The sequence below is a fragment of the Taibaiella soli genome, assembly GCF_003236175.1.
In the GTDB taxonomy this organism is placed as follows: domain Bacteria; phylum Bacteroidota; class Bacteroidia; order Chitinophagales; family Chitinophagaceae; genus QKTW01.
Genome location: NZ_QKTW01000023.1, coordinates 12,081 through 37,646, shown reverse-complemented (window position 1 = coordinate 37,646; position 25,566 = coordinate 12,081). Strand labels below are relative to the sequence as shown.

Annotated in this window: 17 protein-coding genes and 5 tRNA genes; 3 read left to right on the top strand and 19 right to left on the bottom strand. The window is 43.9% G+C overall.

All coding sequences use genetic code 11. The features are described 5' to 3' along the window. Window positions 1–82: 82 nt before the first annotated feature. The 12 genes from DN068_RS17985 to DN068_RS17930 form a co-directional block, all read right to left on the bottom strand. Window positions 83–2,401: a T9SS type A sorting domain-containing protein gene (locus DN068_RS17985; protein ID WP_111000332.1), complete on the bottom strand. Its 2,319-nt coding sequence runs from the start codon at window positions 2,399–2,401 to the stop codon at window positions 83–85. Between the two features lie 128 nt (window positions 2,402–2,529). Next, on the bottom strand, window positions 2,530–4,803 hold the full coding sequence (locus DN068_RS17980; RefSeq protein WP_111000331.1) for a T9SS type A sorting domain-containing protein: 2,274 nt from the start codon (window positions 4,801–4,803) through the stop codon (window positions 2,530–2,532). Between the two features lie 231 nt (window positions 4,804–5,034). Then, a complete protein-coding gene (gene nusG / locus DN068_RS17975) occupies window positions 5,035–5,598 on the bottom strand; it encodes a transcription termination/antitermination protein NusG (RefSeq protein WP_111000330.1) in 564 nt (187 codons plus the stop codon). A 17-nt stretch (window positions 5,599–5,615) separates the two neighbouring features. Beyond that, a complete protein-coding gene (gene secE, locus DN068_RS17970; RefSeq protein WP_111000329.1) occupies window positions 5,616–5,813 on the bottom strand; it encodes a preprotein translocase subunit SecE in 198 nt (65 codons plus the stop codon). A 115-nt stretch (window positions 5,814–5,928) separates the two neighbouring features. Continuing rightward, window positions 5,929–5,999, bottom strand: a tRNA-Trp gene (locus tag DN068_RS17965). A 112-nt stretch (window positions 6,000–6,111) separates the two neighbouring features. After that, on the bottom strand, window positions 6,112–7,179 hold the full coding sequence (locus DN068_RS17960) for an aminotransferase class V-fold PLP-dependent enzyme (protein ID WP_165836442.1): 1,068 nt from the start codon (window positions 7,177–7,179) through the stop codon (window positions 6,112–6,114). 248 nt (window positions 7,180–7,427) lie between these two features. Further along, window positions 7,428–8,615 carry an elongation factor Tu gene (tuf, locus tag DN068_RS17955; RefSeq protein ID WP_111000327.1) on the bottom strand — a complete coding sequence of 396 codons (1,188 nt, stop codon included), beginning with the start codon at window positions 8,613–8,615 and terminating at the stop codon, window positions 7,428–7,430. Window positions 8,616–8,747: 132 nt separating this feature from the next. After that, window positions 8,748–8,819, bottom strand: a tRNA-Thr gene (locus tag DN068_RS17950). Window positions 8,820–8,916: 97 nt separating this feature from the next. After that, window positions 8,917–8,989 (bottom strand) — tRNA-Gly (locus tag DN068_RS17945). 82 nt (window positions 8,990–9,071) lie between these two features. Next, window positions 9,072–9,154, bottom strand: a tRNA-Tyr gene (locus DN068_RS17940). Window positions 9,155–9,200: 46 nt separating this feature from the next. After that, a tRNA-Thr gene (locus tag DN068_RS17935) sits at window positions 9,201–9,273 on the bottom strand. Window positions 9,274–9,624: 351 nt separating this feature from the next. After that, window positions 9,625–10,134, bottom strand: a complete 510-nt coding sequence (locus DN068_RS17930) for a cupin domain-containing protein (protein WP_111000326.1) — start codon at window positions 10,132–10,134, stop codon at window positions 9,625–9,627. A gap of 170 nt (window positions 10,135–10,304) precedes the next feature. Here DN068_RS17930 and DN068_RS17925 point away from each other — a divergent pair, with 170 nt between their 5' ends. Further along, window positions 10,305–11,441: a sterol desaturase family protein gene (locus DN068_RS17925; protein WP_111000325.1), complete on the top strand. Its 1,137-nt coding sequence runs from the start codon at window positions 10,305–10,307 to the stop codon at window positions 11,439–11,441. Between the two features lie 223 nt (window positions 11,442–11,664). Here the strand turns inward: DN068_RS17925 and DN068_RS17920 are convergent, their stop codons facing one another. The 3 genes from DN068_RS17920 to DN068_RS17910 form a co-directional block, all read right to left on the bottom strand. Beyond that, on the bottom strand, window positions 11,665–13,134 hold the full coding sequence (locus tag DN068_RS17920) for an NAD(P)(+) transhydrogenase (Re/Si-specific) subunit beta (RefSeq protein WP_111000324.1): 1,470 nt from the start codon (window positions 13,132–13,134) through the stop codon (window positions 11,665–11,667). A gap of 116 nt (window positions 13,135–13,250) precedes the next feature. Further along, window positions 13,251–13,586: an NAD(P) transhydrogenase subunit alpha gene (locus DN068_RS17915; protein WP_111000323.1), complete on the bottom strand. Its 336-nt coding sequence runs from the start codon at window positions 13,584–13,586 to the stop codon at window positions 13,251–13,253. A 3-nt stretch (window positions 13,587–13,589) separates the two neighbouring features. After that, the gene (locus tag DN068_RS17910; RefSeq protein WP_111000322.1) at window positions 13,590–14,723 is read right to left on the bottom strand and encodes a Re/Si-specific NAD(P)(+) transhydrogenase subunit alpha; all 1,134 of its coding nucleotides are present in this window, start codon (window positions 14,721–14,723) and stop codon (window positions 13,590–13,592) included. A 117-nt stretch (window positions 14,724–14,840) separates the two neighbouring features. Between DN068_RS17910 and DN068_RS17905 the strand changes: the two genes are divergently transcribed. Beyond that, entirely contained in the window at window positions 14,841–16,373 is a 1,533-nt protein-coding gene (locus DN068_RS17905) for a sulfatase-like hydrolase/transferase (protein ID WP_111000321.1), read from the top strand. 80 nt (window positions 16,374–16,453) lie between these two features. Here the strand turns inward: DN068_RS17905 and DN068_RS17900 are convergent, their stop codons facing one another. Beyond that, window positions 16,454–17,014 (bottom strand): GNAT family N-acetyltransferase, encoded by a 561-nt coding sequence (locus DN068_RS17900; protein WP_111000320.1) that lies wholly within the window; start codon window positions 17,012–17,014, stop codon window positions 16,454–16,456. Between the two features lie 500 nt (window positions 17,015–17,514). Further along, window positions 17,515–17,934: a helix-turn-helix domain-containing protein gene (locus DN068_RS17890; RefSeq protein ID WP_111000318.1), complete on the bottom strand. Its 420-nt coding sequence runs from the start codon at window positions 17,932–17,934 to the stop codon at window positions 17,515–17,517. 731 nt (window positions 17,935–18,665) lie between these two features. On the opposite strand from DN068_RS17890, the gene DN068_RS17885 reads away from it, so the two are divergent. Then, the gene (locus DN068_RS17885; protein ID WP_111000317.1) at window positions 18,666–20,555 is read left to right on the top strand and encodes an ABC-F family ATP-binding cassette domain-containing protein; all 1,890 of its coding nucleotides are present in this window, start codon (window positions 18,666–18,668) and stop codon (window positions 20,553–20,555) included. 222 nt (window positions 20,556–20,777) lie between these two features. Here DN068_RS17885 and DN068_RS17880 read toward each other — a convergent pair whose 3' ends face one another. Both DN068_RS17880 and porV read right to left on the bottom strand, forming a co-directional pair. Next, complete coding sequence (locus DN068_RS17880) at window positions 20,778–24,053, bottom strand: zinc-dependent metalloprotease (protein WP_111000316.1); 3,276 nt, start codon at window positions 24,051–24,053, stop codon at window positions 20,778–20,780. Window positions 24,054–24,341: 288 nt separating this feature from the next. Continuing rightward, window positions 24,342–25,517, bottom strand: a complete 1,176-nt coding sequence (gene porV / locus DN068_RS17875) for a type IX secretion system outer membrane channel protein PorV (protein ID WP_111000315.1) — start codon at window positions 25,515–25,517, stop codon at window positions 24,342–24,344. Window positions 25,518–25,566: the final 49 nt, after the last annotated feature.

Here is a 25,566-nt window from a genome sequence, read left to right as displayed (position 1 = left end):
AATTGAACAAGTTCATCTTTGGGAAATAAAAACGCCGCTCCGAATTTCGGAGCGGCGTGGGTTAAAAATCGATTGAACGATTTTATTGTTTTACTACAGTACCTGTTTTTTCACCGTTAGATGTTTTCAGCGTATAATGGTAAGTACCGGATGCAACAGTAGAAAGATCTACCAGTCTGTCATTGCTTCCTTTAGTTTCCGCTAATGTTTGATTGTAAATCACACGACCCAATACGTCTACGATAGAGATGGTTGCATCCTTACCTTCGGCATTGCTGTTCCATGCAAAGTGTACATTGTTGACAGTTGGGTTAGGATACACATTTACAACTTCTGAAGCTGGCACTTCAACCATTCTCCATTGTTCCGGATAGCCACTGCCACCATCGTCACTAGAAAGGCCGCCGTCAATAATTTTGAAATAAGAAGAGTCTCTTACAATACCACACTCTACGCTATTCATAGAAACCACCGTTTTGTAAACATAATTATTCTTAATCGTTTCGTAGTTATTGGTGAAATAATACGATGGTGATGTTTTCGGATTAAATGTAAATGCTAATCCGATAGACGCTGGATTCTTCTTTAAGATTGGCGTTGTTCTATTAGGCGTCGCACCGTCTGACTTAAATTCTTCTACTCTGACCTCATAAGGGGTCGTTGCGCCAGGAAAGTTGGCTGGTGTGAGAGTAGGGGCAGTTCCTGTAGCAGCACCTTGTGTAATACCCAAGGTACTTGCGCCAAGCCAACCTTGAGTGCAAGGAGGTGTCGTTACGGGCTGAGTAAACGGAGTAAAATAATAGCTGTATATATATCGATTCTGAATCCCACCAGGACATACTGGCGTACCATTATTATCAGATGGGCCAATCATCTTGAAATCCATGCTTGCAGTTGCCGTTACTACTTTTACATATTCTGTGTGCGAGGAGATACGACTACATCCATCAAGAGTGACCAGATTAATGCGATAGATACCGTCATGACCAGGATTCCCCAGCCATGTACCATTTGTACCGGGCAGATTTTTCAGATTGTATGTATTAAGACCTGTATTCGAAATAGCGTTAGAATATTGGAAACCGCCAGTAACGGGTGCGTCGTTTGCATCTACCTGCATAATGTTCAGATGAATTTCACTTTGAACCGGAGTCGTCAAATCAGATAAAATAAAATCCGAACAGGTGTACAACATTTTTGGGGAGATGATTGTGCCTCTGCCACCGTTTACCAAAAAATCGGTGCGAATGCTGGACACCTCACTTGTATTCTCGCCCGGGATCAAGTTACCAAAAGTTAATTTGTAACCATTATAAAGCACACAATTGGCTGCTCTTCGTACCAGCGTAATGCCGGCTGCATACGGATCAAATGACAACAGATCTGCACAGTCGAGGTTGTAGATGTTGATGCCATCTCTCCCAACATATACCTGTCCGTCCGCACCTAACGCTATATCAGAGGCAATCCCAGTACCAGGAACTGCAGCTGTATAGCTAGTGCTACCTTGAACAAAAACACCCAATTCGGTCGTCGTACTTACATACCATTTTACCGTGCCATTAATATTAACCCCTGCCAATCCATAAACTGGACCGATATGCGGACCTACCGCAAAGTCTTGAGTAGCTGTATTGAAGGTAACCATGTCGCCATTTCCATCCTGATAGGCGATATAGGTGCCATCGTTAGAGATTTTCGCGAGACCATTAACAAAGTGGGTTCCATTGTCAAAATACTTACGATAATTAGCGGTAGTACCGAAGCTATTAAGCGCAGTAGGTATGCTGCCATCAGCGTGAAGGGTGTATTGCTCGATGTATGGGTAGGAGGTAGTCTGACCAGGCATCGCACCAGCACCTAAATAATAATAGTAATGATCTCCGTTAGATTGCATAGGAGCAGCAACAATGTCACCGCCTGAGATCGCAGTGACGGCCGTACTCGACACGGTCACCGGAGTACCGCCAGCACTGACATCCAGCACTTTGATACCCAACGTAGTGCCTGTTGCTGAATACCAGACATTAAGAACAGCATACCGTTTGGCACATCCGCTGACTCCAGTCAGTGGAATGAGAGCCCGGCAACCAGCTTCTTGGCCGTTGCCAGCGCTACCTGGAATAACGCTACCGTTATAATAGATACTGTTTGGGCCTGTACAAAATAAAACATCTCCGTCATAACTGAATACAGTTCTGGGAGTAGTACCTGCATTATCAATCTGAACGGCCCCGGCAGGAATTGTTAGGAGCTCATGAGTTTTGGTATTGTACACCTGGTTGGTACCGGCGGCGTTGGCAGAGTTCATATTCCAATACGTGTCCTGTGCCTGTATAGTTGACGACAGGAAGCTGCAAAGGGACGCCACGGTGAGCACCCTTATGGATAGGTTTTTCATTTGAAGGTTTTAAAAGTTTTCGATTAGGAGTACCTGGTAAATACCTTTGCAAAGATTTACCACAAAAAGAGGTTGCCTCGAAATATTGGAGACAACCTCTTTGTTTTTAACATTGATAGAACGATCGATTATTGTTTTACTACCGTACCTGTTTTTTCACCGTTAGATGTTTTCAGTGTGTAGTGGTAAGTGCCGGATGCAACAGTAGAAAGATCTACCAGTCTGTCGTTGCTTCCTTTAGTTTCCGCTAATGTCTGATTGTAAATCATACGACCCAATACGTCTACGATAGAGATGGTTGCATCTTTACCTTCTGCATTGCTATTCCATGCAAAATGTACACTGTTCGTAGTTGGGTTAGGATACACATTTACAAATTCAGAAGCTGGTACTTCAACCATTCTCCATTGTTCCGGAAAACCACTGCCACCATCGTCGCTGGAAAGGCCACCGTCGATAATTTTGAAATAAGAAGAATCTTTTATGATACCACATTCCACGCTGTTCATAGAAACGACGGTTTTGTAAACATAATTATTCTTAATCGTTTCGTAGTTCGTAGTGAAATAATACGAAGGCGATGTTTTTGGATTAAATGTAAAAGCTAATCCGATCGAGCCTGGGTTCTTCTTTAATATTGGCGTTGTTTTATTAGGTGTCGAACCGTCTGACTTAAGTTCTTCTACTCTGACCTCATAAGGGGTCGTAGCGCCAGGATAGTTGGCCGGTGTAAGCGTCGTTCCTGTAATAGTACCTTGTGTAATACCTAAGGTACTTACGCCAAGCCAGCCTTGCACGCAAGGAGGTGTAGTTACAGGCTGAGCAAACGGAGTAAAATAATAGCTGTATATATATCGATCCTGAACCCCACCAGGACATACTTGCGTACCATTATTATCAGATGGGCCAATCATTTTAAAATCTACAGTTGCATTTGCTACTATTACCTGCACATATTCTACATGACTTGCCAAACGACCACAGCCATCGGTTGTGTACATCGTAATGCGGTAAATACCAGGGTGAGTTGCTAACCAGGTGCCATTTGTGCCTGGCAGGTTTTTCAGATTATAAACACCCAAACCGCTGTTGGGTATCGAATAACCACCAAAATTAAACCCACCTGCAACCGGGTTGTCAGTGGCATCTACCTGCACAATGCTTATATTAATTGAACTTTGCACCGGTCTGGTCAAATCAAAAAGGTCAAAACCAGTACACGTGTACAGGTTTTTCGGATGCAAGAGTGTGCCCCGACCACCATTTACGGTAAAATCGGTATAAATAGAAGAAACCTCATTCGTATTTTCACCAGTAATCTGGTTGCCGAAATGGTAAGAAACACCATTAAAATAGACGCAATTACTAGCTTTCAACTTTGGCGTTTGTAAGCCGGTTATAGTCGGATCCAACGTCATCAGATCGGCGGCAGGGCCACCTGTAACCTGCCAACCGCGGGCAGCGTACAACAGACCATCAGGCCCCAGCGCGATATCAGATATGATGCCGCCGGCGTTGGCAGCCGTTATTGTTGATGTACTGCCTTGATCAAAATAAACCATCCGGCTATTCAAACTAACAAACCAACGCACGGTACCATTAAGGTTTACACCTTCCAATCCATAAAAAGTAGTAAGTTTCGGACCTGGTACAAACTGCTGGGTTGCCGTATTAAAGGTCATAATCGTCCCGTCTGCAATCTGGTAGGCCACATACGCACCGTCATTGGAAACTTTAGCTCTGCTATTAATAACGTGCGTCGGATCATTATCCTGCGCGCTGTAATTCGCCGAGCTGGTAGTCCCGTCAGCATGCAGTGTATATTGCTCAACGAATGGATTACTGTTTGAAAGTGGATTGAGCGCACTGATAAAATAAACGTAACGATCTCCGTTAGTCTGTTTTGGTGCAACAACTGCATCAAAGTGATTAAAGTCACCATAGGCATTGAGCGTTGAACCTGATACCGGAGTTGGAACACCACTGCTTACATCCAGGATAGAAACATCACACGTAGACGTATGTGAGCCTGAAGTTTGGTAAGCATTGATTACCGCATACTTCGAAGTACATGAGCCACCTAGCGGCGCTACCCCTCTGGAAGCCAGAGTGCTAATCGGACCGCCGTCGAACATCAGGTAATTTTGGCTACCAGTAAACAGAAGATTCCCCGCCGAACTAAATACACCTTTGGGATCCCAAAGTGGGTTACTAGCTGTTGGATAATAATAATCAAGTCGAGGAGACGCTGGCCAAGCTGGAAGTGTGGTAAGTGTACCGGTCTTTGTGTTATAGACCTGTTGGTTGGCCATGGACCAATATGTGTCTTGTGCTTGTGTAGTTTGCGACAAGAAGACACAAAGGGATGCGATAGTGAGCACCCGATTGGATAGGTTTTTCATTGTAAGGTTTTAATTGTTTTCGATTAGGATTACTTGGTAAATTACTTTGCAAAGGTTTACGGTATCAAAGAAAGGACAAAAAGAAATACAAAAAACAAATTAGAATATATATTTTTTTATGTTAATCGCTTGTTAACGTTACCTTAACACCAAATCTATCTATAGGTATCAAAAGCAAAAACGGTCTCCACAGTGTTGTGGAGACCGTTTTATTATTGAAATTCTTAAATTTTAAGCGATTTTTTCGACCTGCATGTAGTTCAGTTCTACTGGCGTAGCACGTCCAAAGATCTTTACAACTACTTTCAGTTTTTTCTTCTCTTCGTTTACTTCTTCTACCGTACCATTGAAATCGTTGAACGGACCATCGATGATCTTAACAGTTTCACCAACAATATACGGTTCTGCGATACCAACACCTTGTTCACTAACTTCGTCCATCTTACCGAACATTTTGTTCACTTCAGATTTACGCAGGGAAGTAGGATTATCTTTACCGAGGAAGTGAATAACGCCGTTGATGCCTTTAATACCCTGGATCATATCGTCGTTCAGTTTGCCGTCTGTAGCTTCCAGCATCAGGTAACCCGGAAACAAGATCTTTTCACGCAACACTTTTTTACCAGCCTGTACTTTAAACACCTTTTCAACCGGGCAAAGTACTTGAAGGATCGCGTGCGTCCAGTTATTGATCTTTACTTCCTTATCAAGATATTCTTTTACTTTCTTTTCCTTACCACTAACTACACGTAATACGTACCACTTAGTATCCTGATTTGTTACCGCTTCACTCATCTTCTAATAAACTTTAATTACTTGCCCAATAAATTATAAAGCAGCGTCAGCACGCGCTCAGATACAACATCCATACCAAAAATTACCGCTGTAACGATAATCAGAGATACGAGAACGATGATAGTAGTTTGCTGCAGTTCTTCCCATGATGGCCAACTTACTTTATGTACCAGCTCGTCATAGGCTTCTTGTATATAGCTTCCAAATTTGCTCATAATAGTGGCGCCAGGCGCAATATTTTGTTAATAAAAAAATAGAGCGATAAAACTATATAATTTTCGCTCTGTTTCCAAAATTTTCAAAAATGTCTGTTTCCGTAAAGAAACTTAGCACGGGAACGCGGATTCGAACCACGATCAAAGGTTTTGGAGACCTCTATTCTACCGTTGAACTATTCCCGTAGATAAAAATTCCCTTTGGAGGGAGTGCAAATGTAAACATATAAAATCGAATATCCAAAGCACTTATCCCATTCAGTATGAAATTTTTATTTTTCCTATACTATCTGCCTTTTCAATGAATTCGATACGCTTTTAAACAATCCGTGAGTACCGCCACATCGGCCGGTGTATTATAAAAATGCATGCTTACGCGTACCATGCTATCAAGGCGTGTCACTACAATATTATTTTCCGTTAGATAGTCCTGCAGCTGCTTATCAGCTTTCAGGTAAACAATTGAACTTCTGTTTTCTAAAGTCTTCGGACCAACCAGCAAGTCATCTGGAACGTTGTCCAATAATTGTTGGGTCAATTGCCGGTTGTGCGCTTCTATTGCGGCGACACCTTTCGCCCGTTTGAATTGCACTGTCGCATCCAGAATCAATAACGCATGCAGATTAGTATGTCCTGGCTCAAAACTTCGAACAGAAGGTACATACTGCCGTATTCCATCTTTTATAGTATAGCTGTTATTACCGCCAATAACCGGTGGATATCCTTGCATAAAGGACTCAGACATATACATCACACCGGTTCCAAAGCCGGCATTCATCCATTTATAATTACTGGCAATCAGTACATCCGCATGTATGTCACCCATATTTATCTCTATGGCACCCAGACTCTGCGTAGCATCTACGATAAAAATGATTTTATGTTTTTTGCAAAAAGTGCCGATATCAACAAGATTCAATTTAAAGCCAGATAACCATTGTACATGACTAATTACCAAAAGATCTATCTTCTCCTGAAGCAATTTTTCTTTTAACACATCAGTATTGATCGTAAAACCATCAGCTTCCACTTCGATCCATGTAATATCGAAATTGTTGATGCGAAAAGGCTCGTATACTGAAGGATAATCGGTTTTAAACAAGAGGACTTTTTCTGTGCCCTTCAGCGCTTGTACAATGCAATTGAGTGCGTAGGAAAAGTTAGGCACGAATGCTATCTCTGAAGCAGATGCCCCCAGAAATGAAGCAAGGTTTTCTCTTATTTCCGGAATGCGCTTATCGCGAACGATTTCAGAAGCAGTACTACTCTCGGTCAGCATTGCCTGATAAAATGCATTGGTCTGCTGTAAAGCACCCTCATCTAATAATCCGCAAGCTGCTGTATTGAGATATGTTTTGGTTGACACGTTGTTTGGTTTGGGAATACCAAAGATACGTAGCCGAGCTATGATTTATAAGGGATGAGTTCTTATCAAGGTGAAATATCAATGCTCGCAAAACATCATACTTCCGCCCCTTGCGTCTTCGCGCCGTTGCAGGAAAAGCCATTCTTGCCGAGACTCCCTTTAGATATGGGGTTTGAGGTAAAAAAAAATAGCCACCGGAGAACCGATGGCTACTTGTATTTTTCTTGCAGAATAACTTCTGCGAAGGATTATTTGATGATTTCAGTTACCTGACCTGCACCTACTGTACGGCCACCTTCGCGGATCGCGAATTTCAGACCTTTTTCCATCGCGATTGGAGCGATCAATTTAACCAGCAAGTTTACGTTATCACCAGGCATAACCATTTCAACGCCTTCTGGCAGCATACATTCACCAGTTACGTCCGTAGTGCGGAAGTAGAACTGAGGACGGTATTTGTTGAAGAATGGAGTGTGACGACCGCCTTCTTCTTTGCTCAGTACATATACTTCACCACGGAATTCAGTGTGTGGAGTGATAGTTTTAGGAGCAACGATTACCATACCACGACGGATGTCTTTTTTCTCAATACCGCGGAGGAGGAGACCAGCGTTATCACCAGCTTGACCTTGATCCAACAGTTTTTTGAACATTTCAACACCAGTTACAGTAGAAGTCAGTGGATCTTCATTGAAACCTACGATTTCAACGTTTTCACCAACTTTAATGATACCGCGTTCGATACGACCTGTAGCAACTGTACCACGACCAGTGATAGTGAATACGTCTTCTACAGACATCAGGAACGGCATGTCAACCGCACGTGGAGGCAGTGGAATGTATTCATCTACTGCAGCCATCAGTTCATCAATTTTCTCAACCCATTCAGCTTCACCAGCCAGAGCGCCAGTTGCAGAACCTTTGATGATTGGAGTGTTATCACCATCGTATTCATACTTGCTCAACAGTTCACGGATTTCCATTTCAACCAGTTCCAGAATTTCTGGATCATCAACCAGGTCTACTTTGTTCATGAACACAACGATACGTGGAACGCCTACCTGACGAGCCAGGAGGATGTGTTCTTTAGTTTGCGGCATCGGACCATCTGTAGCAGCAACCACGAGGATCGCACCATCCATCTGCGCAGCACCAGTGATCATGTTTTTCACATAGTCAGCGTGACCTGGACAGTCAACGTGTGCGTAGTGGCGGTTCGCTGTTTGGTATTCAACGTGAGCCGTGTTGATCGTGATACCACGTTCTTTTTCTTCTGGTGCAGCATCGATTTCATCGTAGCCCTTCTTCTCTGCCAAGCCTTTGCTCGCCAGGATGTTGGTGATTGCTGCAGTCAAAGTAGTTTTACCATGGTCAACGTGGCCGATGGTACCAATGTTTACGTGGGGTTTTTCCCGCTTAAAGGTCTCTTTTGCCATTATTATTCCTTTTTAAGAGATGTTTATTTTTATTTTTTATAATTCTAAATGACTCGCGTCAATTTAAGATTCAAAGTTTCAAAAGCCTTTCAGCACTTTTCTTATTACTCGATCAGCTTTGTCACTTAGCTGAGCTGTTGAGCAGGATTGAACTGCCGACCTCTTCCTTACCAAGGAAGTGCTCTACCGCTGAGCTACAACAGCTTAAGAATTTCTTCGCAATTCCTAAAAACTACCCTATAACACTTAAAGTTTTCGTCCTGGCGTTTTAACTGCCTGGCGAAAACTGCCCAAATTAAAGAGCGGGAGACGAGGCTCGAACCCGCGACCTACAGCTTGGAAGGCTGTCGCTCTACCAACTGAGCTACTCCCGCTTATTTAAAAGCAGGCAGCATGCTATAAAAACAAAGCAGCTTTAAACCTGCATTATGCCCCTTAAACTCAAGAAACATAAAGTGGGCAGAGAAGGATTCGAACCTCCGTACTCGTGAGAGAACAGATTTACAGTCTGTCGCCTTTAACCACTCGGCCATCTACCCATTTATTCCATTTCAAAAACTCAAAATTTGAGCTTTGAAAAAAGAGAGCCACTTGCCGGAATCGAACCAGCGACCTACTGATTACAAATCAGTTGCTCTACCAGCTGAGCTAAAGTGGCTTTTTATTTTCGTTGTTTTTAAAGAGCTTGTTGTTGATTGGGATTGCAAAGGTAGACAAGGAATTTAAATCTGCAAATTTCCTTCGCTCTTTTTTTTACAAATATTTTTTTATCATAAATCCGGTTTCATAAAACACTCTACCAGCAAGGATTTCAGAACTTTATGCGAAAATATATTTTATAAGAAATGTGTCACACATCGCTGATCACTAATCAAAAAGCAATTGCTAAAAGTCAGAAACTAAAAATTGATTGCGTCTAAAACGGAGTCCAAATGTGTTTATGTTTATCTGAAACATAAAAAAGAATCGAAACACCGAAGATTGGCCACTCACTTATCAACGTATTAACCTATTTGCTCCACGTCATATTACTGGTACGGGATATACCATTTTGCGTAAACGTATAATTGACCGTCACATTTCCTGTAAGTGTATCTAGTGTGCCTTCTCCGCTTTGAACAGAGAAGGTGCTGTCAGCATTTAATTGTGCTGGCATCAGGAAACTACGGTTATCATTAATCACGCAGTAAACGCTGTCGACTGAATTCTCTAATCCGTCAATAAGGAAGGTATTACCAGTGGTACTTGGCCGCGCAGTTATTGTATAGCCATATTCTGTTACGCCATTTGCGTCCTGGGTAGCTTCCGAAACTTTCCAGGTGCCGGAAAACTTCTGGCTCCACAACGTATCACAATGTACGCCTTCATACCCTGTAACACAGGCACAGGCGCCATTGACGCAAATCCCGCCATTGGCACAAAGTGAGCTGGAACAGTTGTCCTTAATGCAAGCCGTATATGTGATTCCTAAAAAAGAAAATATTGTAACAATTGCAGGAATAATGATCTTTCCCTTCATTCCACAAATGTATTTGGAAAATGTCTGATTTCCTGATCGTGTGATTTACCGTTCTGCTCCGACGTCTCATTTGTCGCACGGAGCAAGGTTGAAGGGCATACAAATCAGACATCAGCGATCAGCCATCGGAAAATCCCATTATATTTGACGCCTTTATTTTAAATTATTCTATGCCCCAACAACGTTTAAAAATAGGAGAAGGTAAAATCAGTGGCTATGTCTCCATATTTCTGGCACTCCTTTCATTCATCGCAGTATTCTGTTTTAAGTTTCCTGAATGGCTTACATCCCCAGAGTTTCGTGAAGTTTATACCGGCGAATCGATGGCGGTTTTATTAACAGCCACCATTATAGCATCGTTCTTCTTTGCATTATTGAGCTTATTGCTGAGTAAACAGAAAAAATGGGCCTTGGCAGGATTGATCATTTCTACAATAGCAATATTCATTGGTGGTTTCAGCGTAGAAGGAAGAGCAGTAAACAAAACCCAATACCATCTTGGACTCGATTGGCTGCTTTTAGATTTATTACTGATGGCGGTGATTTTTGTTCCGATAGAACTAGTGTTTCCGAAAAATGAAAAACAAACCAAGTTTCACGACGAATGGCGGACGGACCTGGTTTACTTTGTTGTGAGCCATCTGTTCATTCAATTCTTTGGCGTCATCACACAGGAACCTGCAAAATTGCTTTTCGGCTGGATGGGTCTTTCCGGGTTGCATGCATGGGTACAACAATTGCCGTTTCTCGTAGAATTATTGATGGCTTTCGTTGTAACTGATTTATTCCAGTATTGGGCACACCGCTTTTTTCACAGCCACCATTACCTCTGGCGCTTTCACTCGATACACCACTCTACACAAAATATGGATTGGCTGGCCGGTTCGCGTACACACTTTGTCGACATATTTGTAACACGGGCGATGACGTTTATTCCGCTTTATGTTTTTGGATTTTCAACGATCACGTTTAATACCTATATCGTATTCATGGCAATTCACGCGGTGTTGATTCATGCGAACACACGCATCAATTTCGGTGTACTGAAATACATCATTACAACACCTCAGTATCACCATTGGCATCACTGCGAAGACCCACGATATTACGGCAAAAACTTCGCGAGCATTTTTCCATTTATCGATATGATTTTTGGCACTTATTATTTGCCGGGAAAAGTATGGCCGGAAGGCACGGGATTACACGAAGCCAATTATCCAAAAGGTTATCTGAAGCAAACGGCTTATCCGTTTACCAAAAGTCCTTTTGATGGTGATCTGAAGATGGAGGAACGGACGAAGAGGTAATGCGAGATAAGGCTGAAAGGTTAAGGCCTAAAGCTGGAAACTACATAAGTCGACAATTTGACGATTCGGCAATCACCTGTGTTTCGCAGGTTCCACATTTCGTGGGACCCTTCCTCCGTCAGGGTGACAAATGCGAACAAGGAAACAAAACACGCGTATTGACCATTCACCATTGACGTTTGACCTTTCACGTTTCACGCACTCACAACTGACAGCTCACGACTCACACATTTTTGAGTTCCGCTACTAACTCTTGCAGCACTTTTTTCGCATCACCAAAAAGCATCGAAGTTTTAGGACGGAAGAATAATTCATTTTCGATACCGGCATAGCCAGGTTTCATGCTACGCTTGTTGACGATCACGTGTTCCGCTTTTTCTACTTCAAGAATGGGCATGCCGTAAATAGGGCTGGAAGGATCTTCTTTGGCAGCAGGATTTACCACGTCATTCGCACCAAGGATGAGCACTACATTTGTTGATCCAAGCTGATCGTTTGCATCTTCCATCTCCAGCAATTTGTCGTAAGAAACATCTGCTTCCGCGAGCAGTACGTTCATATGTCCAGGCATACGGCCCGCAACAGGATGAATGCCATACATCACTTCTACGCCTTTCTCTTCCAGTAATTTTTCCAGTTCGTGGCAAACGTGCTGTGCCTGTGCTACCGCTAATCCATAACCCGGAATGATCATTACTTTTTGTGCGTAAGCCATCAGCACCGCTGTATCATTGATGGAGATTTCCTTGTAATTACCTTGTTCTTTATTGCCACCACTACTGCCAGCATTTTTATTGCCGCCAAACGAACCGATCAATACATTCTTCAATGACCGGTTCATCGCTTTACACATGAGAATGGTAAGAATGGTACCTGCAGAACCAACGAGAATACCGCCAGTAAGCATCACCGGATTATTGTACAGGAAACCACCAAAAGCTGCTGCTACGCCGGTAAATGAATTAAGTAAAGAAATAACTACCGGCATATCGGCGCCGCCAATCGGCATTACGAAAAGAATGCCGTAGAGTAAAGACAACGTCAGAATCAGATAGAATAAGACAACAATTGTATTTGCAGGTTGCGCAGCCAGTAAGTAAATCGTGAGAACAGCGATGATTGATAAAAGGCCTATATTGATCACCTGCTGTGCACTGAACGAACGGTCTTTGATTTTTCCGTTGAGCTTTCCCCAGGCGATAATACTTCCTGCAAAAGAAACGGAACCGATAATCATTCCTAAAACAATGACAATAAGGATACCTGTCGACTCTCCAAAAATACGTTGTACCTGAATGACGCTTTGCTCGTCAGGCACATTCATCGGAGTCAGACTGGCAGAGGTTTTGACCACATGCCCCTGAAACTCTACTATGGAAATCAGCATCGCACAAGCACCGCCCATACCGTTAAATAAACTCACCATCTCCGGCATTGCGGTCATCTGTACTTTCTTCGCCGCCATTGTTCCTACTACCCCGCCGATAAGCAGTCCTCCGAATATCCATCCGTAGTTATGCAAATGTTCGCCTGTATCCGGATTGTGGTATAAAAATATCGTGGCCAAAATCGCAATCGTCATACCGAAAGCCGCCACAAGATTACCCTTGCGTGCAGAATCAGGATGCGACAGCATCTTTAGCCCTATGATAAATGTGATGGAACCAATAAGGTAACAAAGCGGTAGCAACATGGCTATTTGAGATTTGTGATTGTGAGTTGTGAGTAGTCAAACGTGAAAGGTCAAACGTCAATACCGGATACTCGCGTTTGAAGTTCTCCTCCTTTGGAGGAGCTAGAGGAGGCCTTTTATTTTTTGACTTTTGACTTTTGACTTTTCTTGGCAAACATCTCCAGCATCCTGTCCGTCACCACAAAACCGCCTACCACATTGAGTGTACCTAATACCACTGCCAGAAAACCTAGTGCGAGTGCAAGGTAATCGTCAGTAGATGCTTGTCCCATTACAATAATGGCACCAATGATCACGACACCGTGAATGGCATTGGCACCGCTCATCAAAGGCGTATGCAAAACAGATGGCACCCGTGATATAACTTCTATCCCCAGAAAAATGGAAAGAATTACGATCGTGAGCAACCTGTAAGAGGCGGGATCGGTAAACAATGCGGTTAAACTATCCATAGTTTATGCTGTTGTAGGTTGAGATATGAATGATTGCACGCGGTCGTTAGTGATTTTACCGCCGTGTGCGATACAAGTTCCTTTTACGATATCGTCTTCAAAATTGAGCTGAAGATTTCCTTCTTTATCGGTGATCAGCTTCAGAAAATTAAGTACGTTTTTGCTGTATAATTTACTGGCATCAGCAGGAGCTGTAGCCGCCAGCGCGGAATTCCCCACAATGGCCACGTCATGATACATCACTGTCGTATCATTTTGTGTGAGCTCAGTATTACCACCCGTTGCAGCAGCCAGATCGACGATCACACTTCCTGCGCGCATTTCCTCAATCATCGGTTTGGTGATCAGTATCGGCGCTTTTTTGCCCGGGATTTGAGCCGTTGTGATAACGATATCGGACTTGCGGATATGCTCCTGAATTTTATCTTTTTGTCGCTGCTGAAAATCGGCCGATTGTTCTACAGCATAGCCACCCGCTTTTGATGCATCGGCTGCACCTTCTACTTCTATGAATTTTGCACCGAGGCTCATCACTTCTTCCTTCACTGCCGGACGTGTATCAAATACTTCCACCACAGCACCCAATCTTCGCGATGTTGCAATGGCCTGTAATCCCGCCACACCCGCGCCTAGTATCATTACTTTGGCAGGTGGAATACTTCCTGCGGCAGTCATAAACATGGGAAAATAACGGCTGTATTGAAACGCAGCCAGCAGCACAGCTTTATAACCCGCAATATTCGCCTGCGAACTCAGCACATCCATTGATTGCGCCCTGGTGGTACGCGGAATATTATCCATACTAAAAACAGTAAAACCTTTCTCAGCCCAGGATTGCATTTGCGGAACATTATACAACGGCTGAAACACGCCCAGCAAAACGGCATTGGCTTTCATTCCGCTTGAAATATTTTCAGGTTGAATGCTGAGCAGCAAATCTGAATTCTTTATGACGGCTTCCCGATCCTGCAGCGTTGCCCCTGCATCTGCATACATCTTATCGCTGTAAAAAGAAGTGAGTCCCACCCCCTGCTCTACCTGCACCTGTACATTCATCTTCACCAGAGCCTGCACTACTTCCGGCACCAGCGATACGCGCGTTTCAGGATGCTGTTCTTTCAGTACGCCTATAGTCATAAAACAAAGAGTAAATCAATTAGATAAGAAAAATAACTATTTTTTAGTCAATTATCAAAAACACACGTATATAAAATTTAGATTTGTAGTAACGCTTCCCATTTAAATTTTACAGCCATGCCCGCACGTCTTTTTCGCATCCTTCTGCCGGTGTTTATGGCTACGATACTGCCCTCTATAACATGGGCAAAGCCCCCTCAACCCAACATTATTCTTATTGTAGCGGATGATCTGGGCTATTCTGATCTTTCCTCTTATGGAAATACCCATTTGCACACGCCTTTTATCGATGGGCTTGGGAAAGACGGTATCCGTTTTGAGCAAGCCTATGCAACCGCACCGATCTGCGGACCATCACGCGCAGCAATCATGACCGGGCGTTATCAGCAACGATTTGGCAACGAGTTTATGCCTTTTGATATCGTAGCGCCGGATGTGGCTCAGGAAATCAAGCGACATTATCTGGAACCGTGGAATAAAACCGAAGGGGTAAAAATGTTGCATCCGCATGTATTTATTGACCGGAGTAAGTATAAAACGGGCTTGCCTGCCACAGAAATAACTATTGCTGAATTGCTGCATGATAACGGCTATGTCACAGGGCTGGTAGGGAAATGGAATCTCGGCAATGGTGGCGGATATTACCCCGACCGCTGTGGTTATGATTACAGCTATTATTTCCCCGGCGCACTGACCCGGTATGTGGATGAAGGTATGGATACCAGTCGCTACGTGAATCAGCATCTGCCCTGGTCATTTTCCGAATTGCCTGCCTGGGCGCCAAGATTTGGTGCTACGGCTATTTACGAAGGCAGAAAACAAGTGCGCGATACCGGTTACCTGACGTTTTCTTTTGCACAAAAAGCTATCGATTTTATTGAAGCAAATAAAAAGAAACAATTTTTCCTGACGCTTACCTTTAATGCACCACATGATCCGTTCCAGGCACCCAGAGCAAATTACGACAGAATCAAAAATGTAGATGACCGGGTAAAAAGAGTGTATTACGCAATGATTGAAGCGCTGGACGATGCAGTTGGTGATGTGTTACAAAAACTGAAAGAAACGGGCAACATGGAAAATACGCTGATCATTTTTATCAGCGACAACGGTGGGGCAACATATACACGCGCTACCGATAATGCGCCTTTGCGCGGCGGTAAATGCACGCAGTTTGATGGTGGCTTACGTGTGCCTATGTTCATGCAGTATCCGAAAGAAATTCGCGGCGGACAGGTTTACAAACATCCGGTTTCAGCACTTGATATTTTTACTACCATTGTTGCAGCAGCAGATGTTTCGATGCCGGAAAACCGCACCTATGACGGCGTAGACCTGATGGGACTGGTAAAGCATCCCGATTCGGTTGCGCATCCTGTACTTTATTTTCGCAACGGTTATGCAAAAGCCGTCCGCAAGGACAATTGGAAACTGTACATCAATGAGCACGACAAAGAAACATTTCTGTTTGATCTGAACAATGATCCTTCAGAACTGAAAGATCTTTCGCGCCAGCAAAAAGAAAAAGTGGAAGAATTGAAGAAGGATTTGCAAACCTGGGAGAAAACACAAACCATCAGTCCGCTTTGGCCAAGCGCTGCCGATGTGATTATTACCGTGAATGGAAAGCAATGTTTTTTCCCTTCTTAGTCGTAGGTTTTAAGTTCTAGGTTTTAGGTTGCGATTAGTATCTCAGACCTTATTACTTATTACTTAGAACTTAAAAACTCCTAACCTTTAAACTCCGAAGACAGCAAACCGTAGTAGACCGAATCTCTGAATTTACCATTGATCAAAAAATCTTCTTTGAAATGCGCTTCTTTCCGGAAACCAAAACGTTCCAGTACTTTAGCGGAAGCAGTATTATCTGCGTCAATGATCGCCGAAACAGAATGCAGTTTCATTCCCTGAAAAGCATAACCGATCACGCTTTTCAAAGCTTCCTGCATGAGTCCTTTTCCATGATAGGCAGGATGTAGCACATAACCGACTTCAGCACGATGATGCGCCAGATCCATACGTGGATAACCAATCATACCAATCAGGCGATTACTCTCTTTATCAGCCATTGCCCAGTTGATCGATTCGTTTTTCTCAATACCGTTGTTGATCATTTCCAGCACGGGCAGTACATCTTCATGCGTTTTTGCAACGGGACGTGGTATGTATTTCATGACTTCAGGATCGGAACGGAATGCAAAAATATCCGGTACATCGTCGTTTGTAATGCGTCTGAGAATAAGTCGTTCAGTTTCTAGTGTCGGGAATGGAGTGAAGTTTATTTGCAGCATAGTAATTGAAATTAAGAATTCTTGGGCAATGGTGGGTGGTGAATGGTGAATGGTCAGTGGTGAATGGTGAAATACAACCGTTCGGCAAAGTCTCTGACTTTGTCGTGGTGGAAACCGGTCTCCCGACCGGAGCAAGATACACTGCGGTCAGAGACCGCGATCCGCTCGAACGAAGTCAGAGACTTCGCTCAACGAGTGGGTGGTCAATGGTGAATGGTCAGTGTGAATGGTGAATGGTCAGTGGTGAATGGTAAAATACTACCGTTCGGCAAAATCTCTGACTTTGTCGCGGTGGAAACCGGTCTCCTGACCGGAGCAAGATACGCTGCGGTCAGAGACCGCGATCCGCTCGAACGAAGTCAGAGACTTCGCTCAACCGGCGACTTCGCTCAACTGGGTTTTGATTACGCACATTACAGGTTGTGCAAAAACACGGTCATTGCGAGGACGAGGTACGAGGACGTCGCAACCTGATTTCGCGCCGGGCATTTACCAAACAACTATTGCCCCTTCAGCAATTTTTCAAGCAGCGCTACTTTTTCCTTTTCAGCTTGAAGTAAACGTTCGTAGAGTTCTTCATTCTTCTTCAAAGCTTCCAACCACTTATCAACGGGGTTTACAATCGAGTTATTTTCGCCTCCTGAATTCCCAGCATTAACAGATGATTCAGTAAACGTACTTCCAATAATATTGATCGCCGGATCTTCGTTCAGCGCATCAAAAGCTTCCACCGGTATTTTCAATACATCAGAAAGCTGTTTGAGAATTGCATCATCAATTATTTCCTTCTGTTCCAGCAGCGAAATTTTTTTCTGGCTCCAATCGTCACCCATTTCAAATGCAAGCGCTTCCTGTTTCAGTCCTTTCCATTCTCTGAATCTGCGCAGATTCTTACCATGATGTACTTTATGTGCTGCCATAGTGTATTAGCTATATCTACAAATATAGTCGTTTAGGTATGAGATAGATGAACGCCTGGCTTTTTTGATCGAGGGTGTTTACCCAATAGGCAGCACCTATCGTTTCAATAGGTCCACCTATCGATTTAATAGGTCCACCTATTGCCTTCATTAGGTCGGCCTGTCAACTTAACAGCTCCACCTATTCCTCCCATTAGGTCCACCTGTCGATTTAACAGCTCCGCCTATTCCAACCATTAGGCTCACCTATTCCCTTCATTAGGTCCACCTATCGATTTAATAGGTCCACCTATTCCCTTCATTAGCTCGGCCTGTCAACTTAACAGCTCCACCTATTCCTCCCATTAGGTCCACCTGTCAACTTAACAGCTCCGCCTATTCCAACCATTAGGCTCACCTATTCCCTTCATTAGGTCCACCTATCGATTCACTAGGTTCGCCTATTCCCATTAATAGGTGAGCCTACTGATTTAGTAGGCTCCTGTCATTCCACAAACGCGAAACCGGATTGCGACGTCCTCGTACCTCGTCCTCGCAACAACACATTAAAACCGGCACGACCGTATTGTGTTTAGTACTATCATTATATGAAGACGTTGCGTGCAACGTCTCTACGAATTTGGCGTCACACAAGATTCACCATTGTCCATTCACCATTGTCCACTGTCAATTGTCAATTAGCGACCGTACATTTGCACTTTCTATCAATTAAGACACTAGTACCATACAGAATGCATTACGTATCGGCCGAAGGAATCAGTAAATCGTACGGGATAAAACCGCTTTTTCATAATATATCCTTTCATATCAGTGAGGGAGATAAAATTGCGCTTGTCGCCAAAAACGGCAGCGGAAAATCTACCCTGCTCAAAATCCTTTCTGGTCAGGAGACCACCGATAGTGGCACCGTATGGATCCATAAAGATGTAACGGTAGCGCTTTTTGAACAGGAACCGAAGTTTAAGGAAAACCTTTCTGTGCTGGATAATATCTTCCACCACAACCATCCGGTAATCAATGCCATCAAAAATTATGAGGCAGTGAGCGAAACCGATGACGCGGAAAAGCTTGGTGAAGCCATCATTAAAATGGACGAACTCGGCGCCTGGGATTTCGACACAAAAGTGAAACAGATCCTTGGTAAGCTGAACATTCATCATCTGCAGCAGGCGGTCGGACAGCTTTCCGGCGGACAACGCAAACGTGTAGCCCTCGCTCAAACGCTCATCGATATCGGTTTTGAGCATAAGCACGTACTCCTTATCATGGATGAACCTACCAACCATCTGGATGTAGGCATGGTGGAATGGCTGGAACATTATCTGAATCAGGAAAAAGTAACCCTGCTAATGGTAACCCACGACCGTTACTTCCTCGATGATGTGTGTAATGAAGTTTGGGAACTGGAAGGCAGTACGTTATACGAGCATCGGGGCAATTATGAAAATTTCCTTGAGAAGAAAGCAGCCCGCATTGAAAGCCAGCAGGCAAGTATTGACAAGGCGAAAAATGAATACCGCAAGGAGCTGGAATGGATGCGCAAGCAGCCAAAAGCGCGTAGCACCAAAGCGCAGAGCCGCATCGATAATTTCTACGATGTAGAAGCGCGCGCCAAGCAAAAGATCGAAGACAATCAGGTGCAGCTTCAGATGAAGATGAACCGCCTGGGTGGCAAGATCGCAGAATTGAAAAAAGTGTACAAGAGTTTTGGAGATAAAGTGATCCTGAAAGGGTTTGACTATACTTTTAAAAGAGGAGAACGGATCGGTATTGTGGGCGTAAACGGTGCGGGTAAATCTACGTTCCTGCAAATGCTGCAAGGTCACGAGCAGGCCGACAGCGGTAAAATCAATATTGGGGACACGGTTATTTTCGGCAATTTTTCGCAGCAAGGTCTGGAAATTAAGGAAGACATGCGTGTGATTGAATATGTGAAAAACATTGCAGAGAATTTTCCTTTGGCCGATGGCAGCACGCTGAGCGCGGCGCAGTTCCTGCAATTGTTCTTGTTCCCGCCAGATCAGCAATACACTTACCTTTCTAAATTAAGTGGTGGTGAAAAGAAACGGCTGCAAATCCTGACGGTGCTTTTCCGCAATCCCAACTTTCTGGTACTCGATGAACCAACCAATGATCTGGATTTGCCAACGCTGTCTGTGTTGGAAAATTTCCTGAGTGAGTATCAGGGTTGTCTGATTGTGGTTTCGCACGACCGTTATTTTATGGATCGTCTCGTTGATCACCTGTTTGTTTTTGAAGGCGACGGCGTCATCCGCGATTTCCCGGGCAACTATTCGCAGTATCGTATCTGGCAAAAGGATAACGAAAAGAAAGAGGCAGAAGCCAAAGTACAGGCGGCAGAAACAAAAAAACTGACGGAAGAGAAAACGGAAGTAAAAAAGGATAAAAAGAAACTTTCCTATAAAGAGCAGCGTGAGTTTGAACAACTGGAAAAAGACATTCCGGCGCTGGAACAAGAGAAAACAGAGATTTCCGAAAAAATGAGCAACCCGTCATTGGCTTATGAAGAGCTGCAAAAGCTCAGCGCGCGGATTACAGAGGTTACAAATGCACTGGAAGAAAAAGAAATGCGCTGGCTGGAACTGAGCGAATTGGCTTAGTGCTGAAAGCTTAAGGCCTAAAGCTTAACGCTTCCCACCGGATTACATTGCAATAGCATTAAGCTTTATGCCAGTAATAAAAAACAAGAGCGATGGACTTTTCCATCGCTCTTATTTTTTGTATTTGATCTTATGTTCAGAACTTAAACGCTGAAAGACGAAAACCAAAGCTTGCTAGATCACGCAGTTTTAAGCTTTAGGCATTAAGCTTTCAGCCTAAAACTACCGAACAAGACGCAGATTAATACGTTCGCCGGACTCACCGGAAATTCTGAAGAAATAAATGCCTTTAGCGAGTGATTGCAGATTGATATTAAATTCTGTTCCCGAAGTAGTGAATTGTTGTAGCAGCTGGCCATTTATATTGGTGACGCTGCAGACCAAAACACCCATATCGCGGGTAAGCTTCACCGTAGCAACGCCGGCATTCAGCGGGTTAGGAAATACGATTGCGTCTGTAATTCCCTGTTGATTAAAAAGAACTTCTCTTACGTTACTCCAGATATTGGCACCGGCGTAATCAATACCTCTGATACGATAGAAATTGGCGCCGGATTCAGGTGCATTATCAGTGAACGAATAGTTTGCTGCAGTGCTGCTGTTTTTTGCTCCAGTGTTTCCTACCGGTGAAAAATTACGGCCATCTGCGCTGCGCTCTATGAGATAATTACTCATATCATGTTCATTGTAAGATTGCCAAAGCAGATTTGTATGGTCATTGGCACGGGTTGCCGAAAGCGATATGCCTGTAACGCCCAAAGGTGCCATAACCTGCACCGTACGACTGTTGGCGCTCAGATTTCCGCAGATGGTGCCGTTAAGCAATGCCGCCTGCAGGCTTGAAAACGGACCGCCGGTATAATTATCCAACGTAGTCTGTGAAACCGTATTGTCTACGGAAAGTCCGTATACGGTGTAATTATCTGCGGGATATAACGACGCATTGCTCATATCGCCGGTAGCGCTGTAACCTTGTATATTGCCCAGACTGTTTACTATGACGAACGTATAATTGTATCCCGCTCCCGGGTCCGGTGTACTGCTGTATATATTGCCACCTGCAGGTGGTGTTACGCCAATAGCAAACGATGCAGGAAGCGCCGGTGATCCGCTGGTAAATGTTCCAACCGTCATTACATAAGTAATGCCAGCAGTAAGACTAACAGTGAATGACGCACTGCTGCTGCCACCTATATAATTTGAAACGAGATAATTATTGCACGGAGTAGACGGTGTATAACTTCCCTGATACAAATCAAAAACTAACGCTGCGGACCCTGTAGTACGCGTAAATGTATAACTGCCGCTTGCTGTCGGCTGAAAACTGAATGTTTTGTACTGAAAAACGTTGGAATAAGAAGCGCATGTTGTTGCAGTGCCATTTCCTACAGCAAGGTTTGCTATAGGATCGGAAGAGGTTATTGTACCTGAAATATTTACCGGTGAACCGTATGAAGCCGTCAGGCCCTGATTTAGCGAAAGACTTCCCGCCGGCGCTATTAAAGTTGAAGTAGGACTGAATATGGCGCCATTGGCAGCACAAGGCGAATTAATTGTAATAAACGCCTTATTGATATCGAAAAAGATGTTGTTGCTGCTTTGTACTTTGATTCGACCAATAGTGGTACTCACATTCGGCACAAGTACCGTTTTCGTGCCATTGTTTGCTGTAGCCGATGCCAGCGTATATGGAAACGTCTGACCATTATCTGCAGAGAAAAGGATGTCTACATTTGGTGAGCTTACAGGCGATGCTGTAGTGTTGGCCACATTCCAGGTAACAGTCATGGTATTGCTGCCGTTCGCCGTATAGCTTGTAGCGCTGTTTTGCGAAGTAACAGCGAAAGGACCAGCGCTGCTGTTAGTAGTCACTACAATATTTTCGTAGGCCACACAGCCACCGCCGCTGGCATTATCGCGGGTCATTACTTTAAAATTTACCGTGCGTGATACTGACGGTAATACTTCCCATGTGTTTGCAACGCCAGACAGAATATTTGACAATGGGGGTAATGTACGACTCGGCGTGGCGGATGGCGGATAAGACCTGAATATAGGCCCTGACGTCGCAGTTGATGACGGCGGTGCAGTCATATATGTAGCAGCTACATCATACTGATCAAAAGTATAGGTGAGCTGATCTCCATTTACATCAGTGCCTGAAGCTTTTAATGTAAAAGGTGTGGATACAGGAATGGTATAAGCCCCAGCAGGCACGGATATAACTGGCGAACTATTACTGATAGTCGTCTGCGTACCACAAGTGTTTTGACTGATCGCATAAGTGAGTATCAGTTGCTCGCTGTTAAAATGAAAGTATCCGTCAGGATAATTCTGATAATATAATCCGGCACATACTGAACCGGAATAGGCCATGATGGAAGAACCTCCGCCCGGTTCATAGGCAGTAGGCAAGTTTACATTGGCAGAGCAGACGCCAGCATTAGTACCTGTGCTCATCGTGTGTTGCGCGCTGAACATATGCCCTATTTCATGCGCCATCATGTTATCCATAATAGAGCTCAGCGTATTAAAATTCAGGCCTGCCGCGCCACCACCTTTATTACTGCCGCAAATTGCAGGTGTATAGGCCAGACCGCCATTCCAACCATAGTTCAGCACAAAACCGATATCATAGTTTGCCGTACCGATAACGCTATTCAGGGTAGTGGTGTTTGCATTCAATATGGTCGTGTTCGGGAAACTTGCTGTTGGATAAGGATCGGTAAGCGAATCCGTAAATACGATGGAGCTGTTGGTTGTAAGCGTAAACTTAATTGCCAGCTGTAGTTCATAAATCAGGCTCGCATTTGCAACGGTAGTAGTGATATCCGCAATCGCATTTGCCTGGCTCCCTGCCCAGTTTGTATACTCTCCGGTTGCCGCGACAGCAAGCCGGTAGGTACGAAGTTTACAATCACCCAATGTTACATTTGTGGTTCGTTGTGCTGCATGTATTACCGTATCTCCTTCTACCCCGCAAAGCACTTTCAGGCTTTCTGGTACCTCATAGTCTTTGAGTGCATATACCGCATGATCTAAAGCATCTGTTTTAGAAAAAGGCGTGATATACTGTCGTTCTCCGGGCAGCAGCAAAACTGCGCTCATACCCATCGGACTGTAGGTAATACGCCCTTTGATATTTCCTTCTACCGAACGGATATCGTAGTTCTTTATTTCCGGATGCTCCTGTGCCGACTCCGGTGAAAGTATATGTACCTCCGCGATGTAAAAGGGAACAATTTGGCCGTTCGCGATTGGCAACGCTATGATGGCGTTACTGGCACTCAGTGCAGCTAAATCACTCGCCTGGGGAATAATACGTTTTGCTGATTCGAATACTGCAGCATCCAACAGGTATGTTTCATATCGTTTGATGTGGTCATCTGCCGGTCTGGCCTGTGTTACGGCCTCAATGTGCTGAAAAGGTCTGATCACCTGAGCGTGTAATGCCTGAAATGATACAAGCATTAAAATAAAAAGTAAAATTCGTCTCATCTATTTTGATTTTGTAACAGCAACAAATATTGATATGGCCAGCTAGGTGCGCTATTCGTTTTAACAGGGCTGTTATTCAATCTATCACTATCATCCCTGTTTCTCCAGAGAAAATTTCAGCAATCCATATTCTAAATATATTCTAAAATCCAATCAAACGATGTTCCAAATTTTCCCGACCATAAAATACATACGGCACAGCTACTCCCCTGGCTTTACCTGGTAGATAAAACGAATAAAGGCTCGCAAATTGCGAGCCTTTATTCGTTTTATCTTTTATTGCTAAGCCTATTCGCTGGCTTCTTGTTTGCCGAGTTTGTCAAATTCAAACATCAGAGAGAAACGCAGTGTGTTGGACAACGGGTTTCTGTTGATACCAGAGCCTGAAGGAACGAGGTAAGAGAAGTTCAGGTTAAAGATGTTGTAACGAACACCCAGACCACAAGTGAAATACTGACGGTCACCGTTTGAAGGAGATTCGTAGAAATAACCTGCGCGTACTGCAAATTGGTTTTGGTACCAGTATTCAGCACCGATCGACATATCGATACGCTTCATACCAGCCGGATCACCAAATGATTTAAACATACCTTCTACTACGCCCATATCACTGTGCATATCGTAAGCAGGCGTACCGCTGGTAGAAGTATCTGTTGGCGCAGGCACCAGCAGTTTATTCAGATCAGCAGCGATTGTGAATTTGTTGTATTCATCTACCTGATAAGTATATGCTGCACCGATACCGAGGTTCAATGGAATAAAGTCTTTGCGGGTAGAATTATAAGAGATTTTACCACCGAGGTTAGTCAGTGCAGCACCAAAGCTCCATGTAGAGCTACGGTATTCTGTAATTTCTTTTGTTTTGTTATAGTACACACCCATATCCGCAGAAGCAGTGCTACCAGGTTTGTAGTCTGTACCTTGCTGACCGCTGAGACCTGTAGCGATTGCCGAGTGAATATAACGGCCGGTCAAACCTACGGAGAGATAATCCGACAGTTTACGTGAGTAACCAAGGTCTACGGAGAATTCACGTGGCTTACCAGTACCTACCGGTGTTGCGTTGATGTCCGTATAGTTGATATCACCCAGAGAGAAATAGCGCAAAGAACCGCTGATCGCCTGGTTGTTATTTTCACCGAATTTAGCGTAAGCGGAGAGATATGCGAGGAAGATATCTGGAACGAGATCCTTCAGCCATGGCGTATAAGTTGCAGAGATGCCGAATTTTTTATCTGTAAACGGAATTTTAGCAACGTTCCAGTATTGTGCGTTCGCATCCGGAGAAATAGCGAGACCGACATCACCCATACCGCCAGAGCGTGCATCAGGAGAAATTCTCAGAAAAGGAACAGCAGTGGTTGGGATCGTTGTTTGTCCGTTCAGCCCGGTTTGAGCTAAAGCAGTACGTGAAGAAAAACCGGCCAAAAGACTCAGTCCGATTATTGCAAGGCGATTCGACATTCTATTATACTTTAATTTAAAGTTTTGCAAAGTTATCTTATTTCGTTTA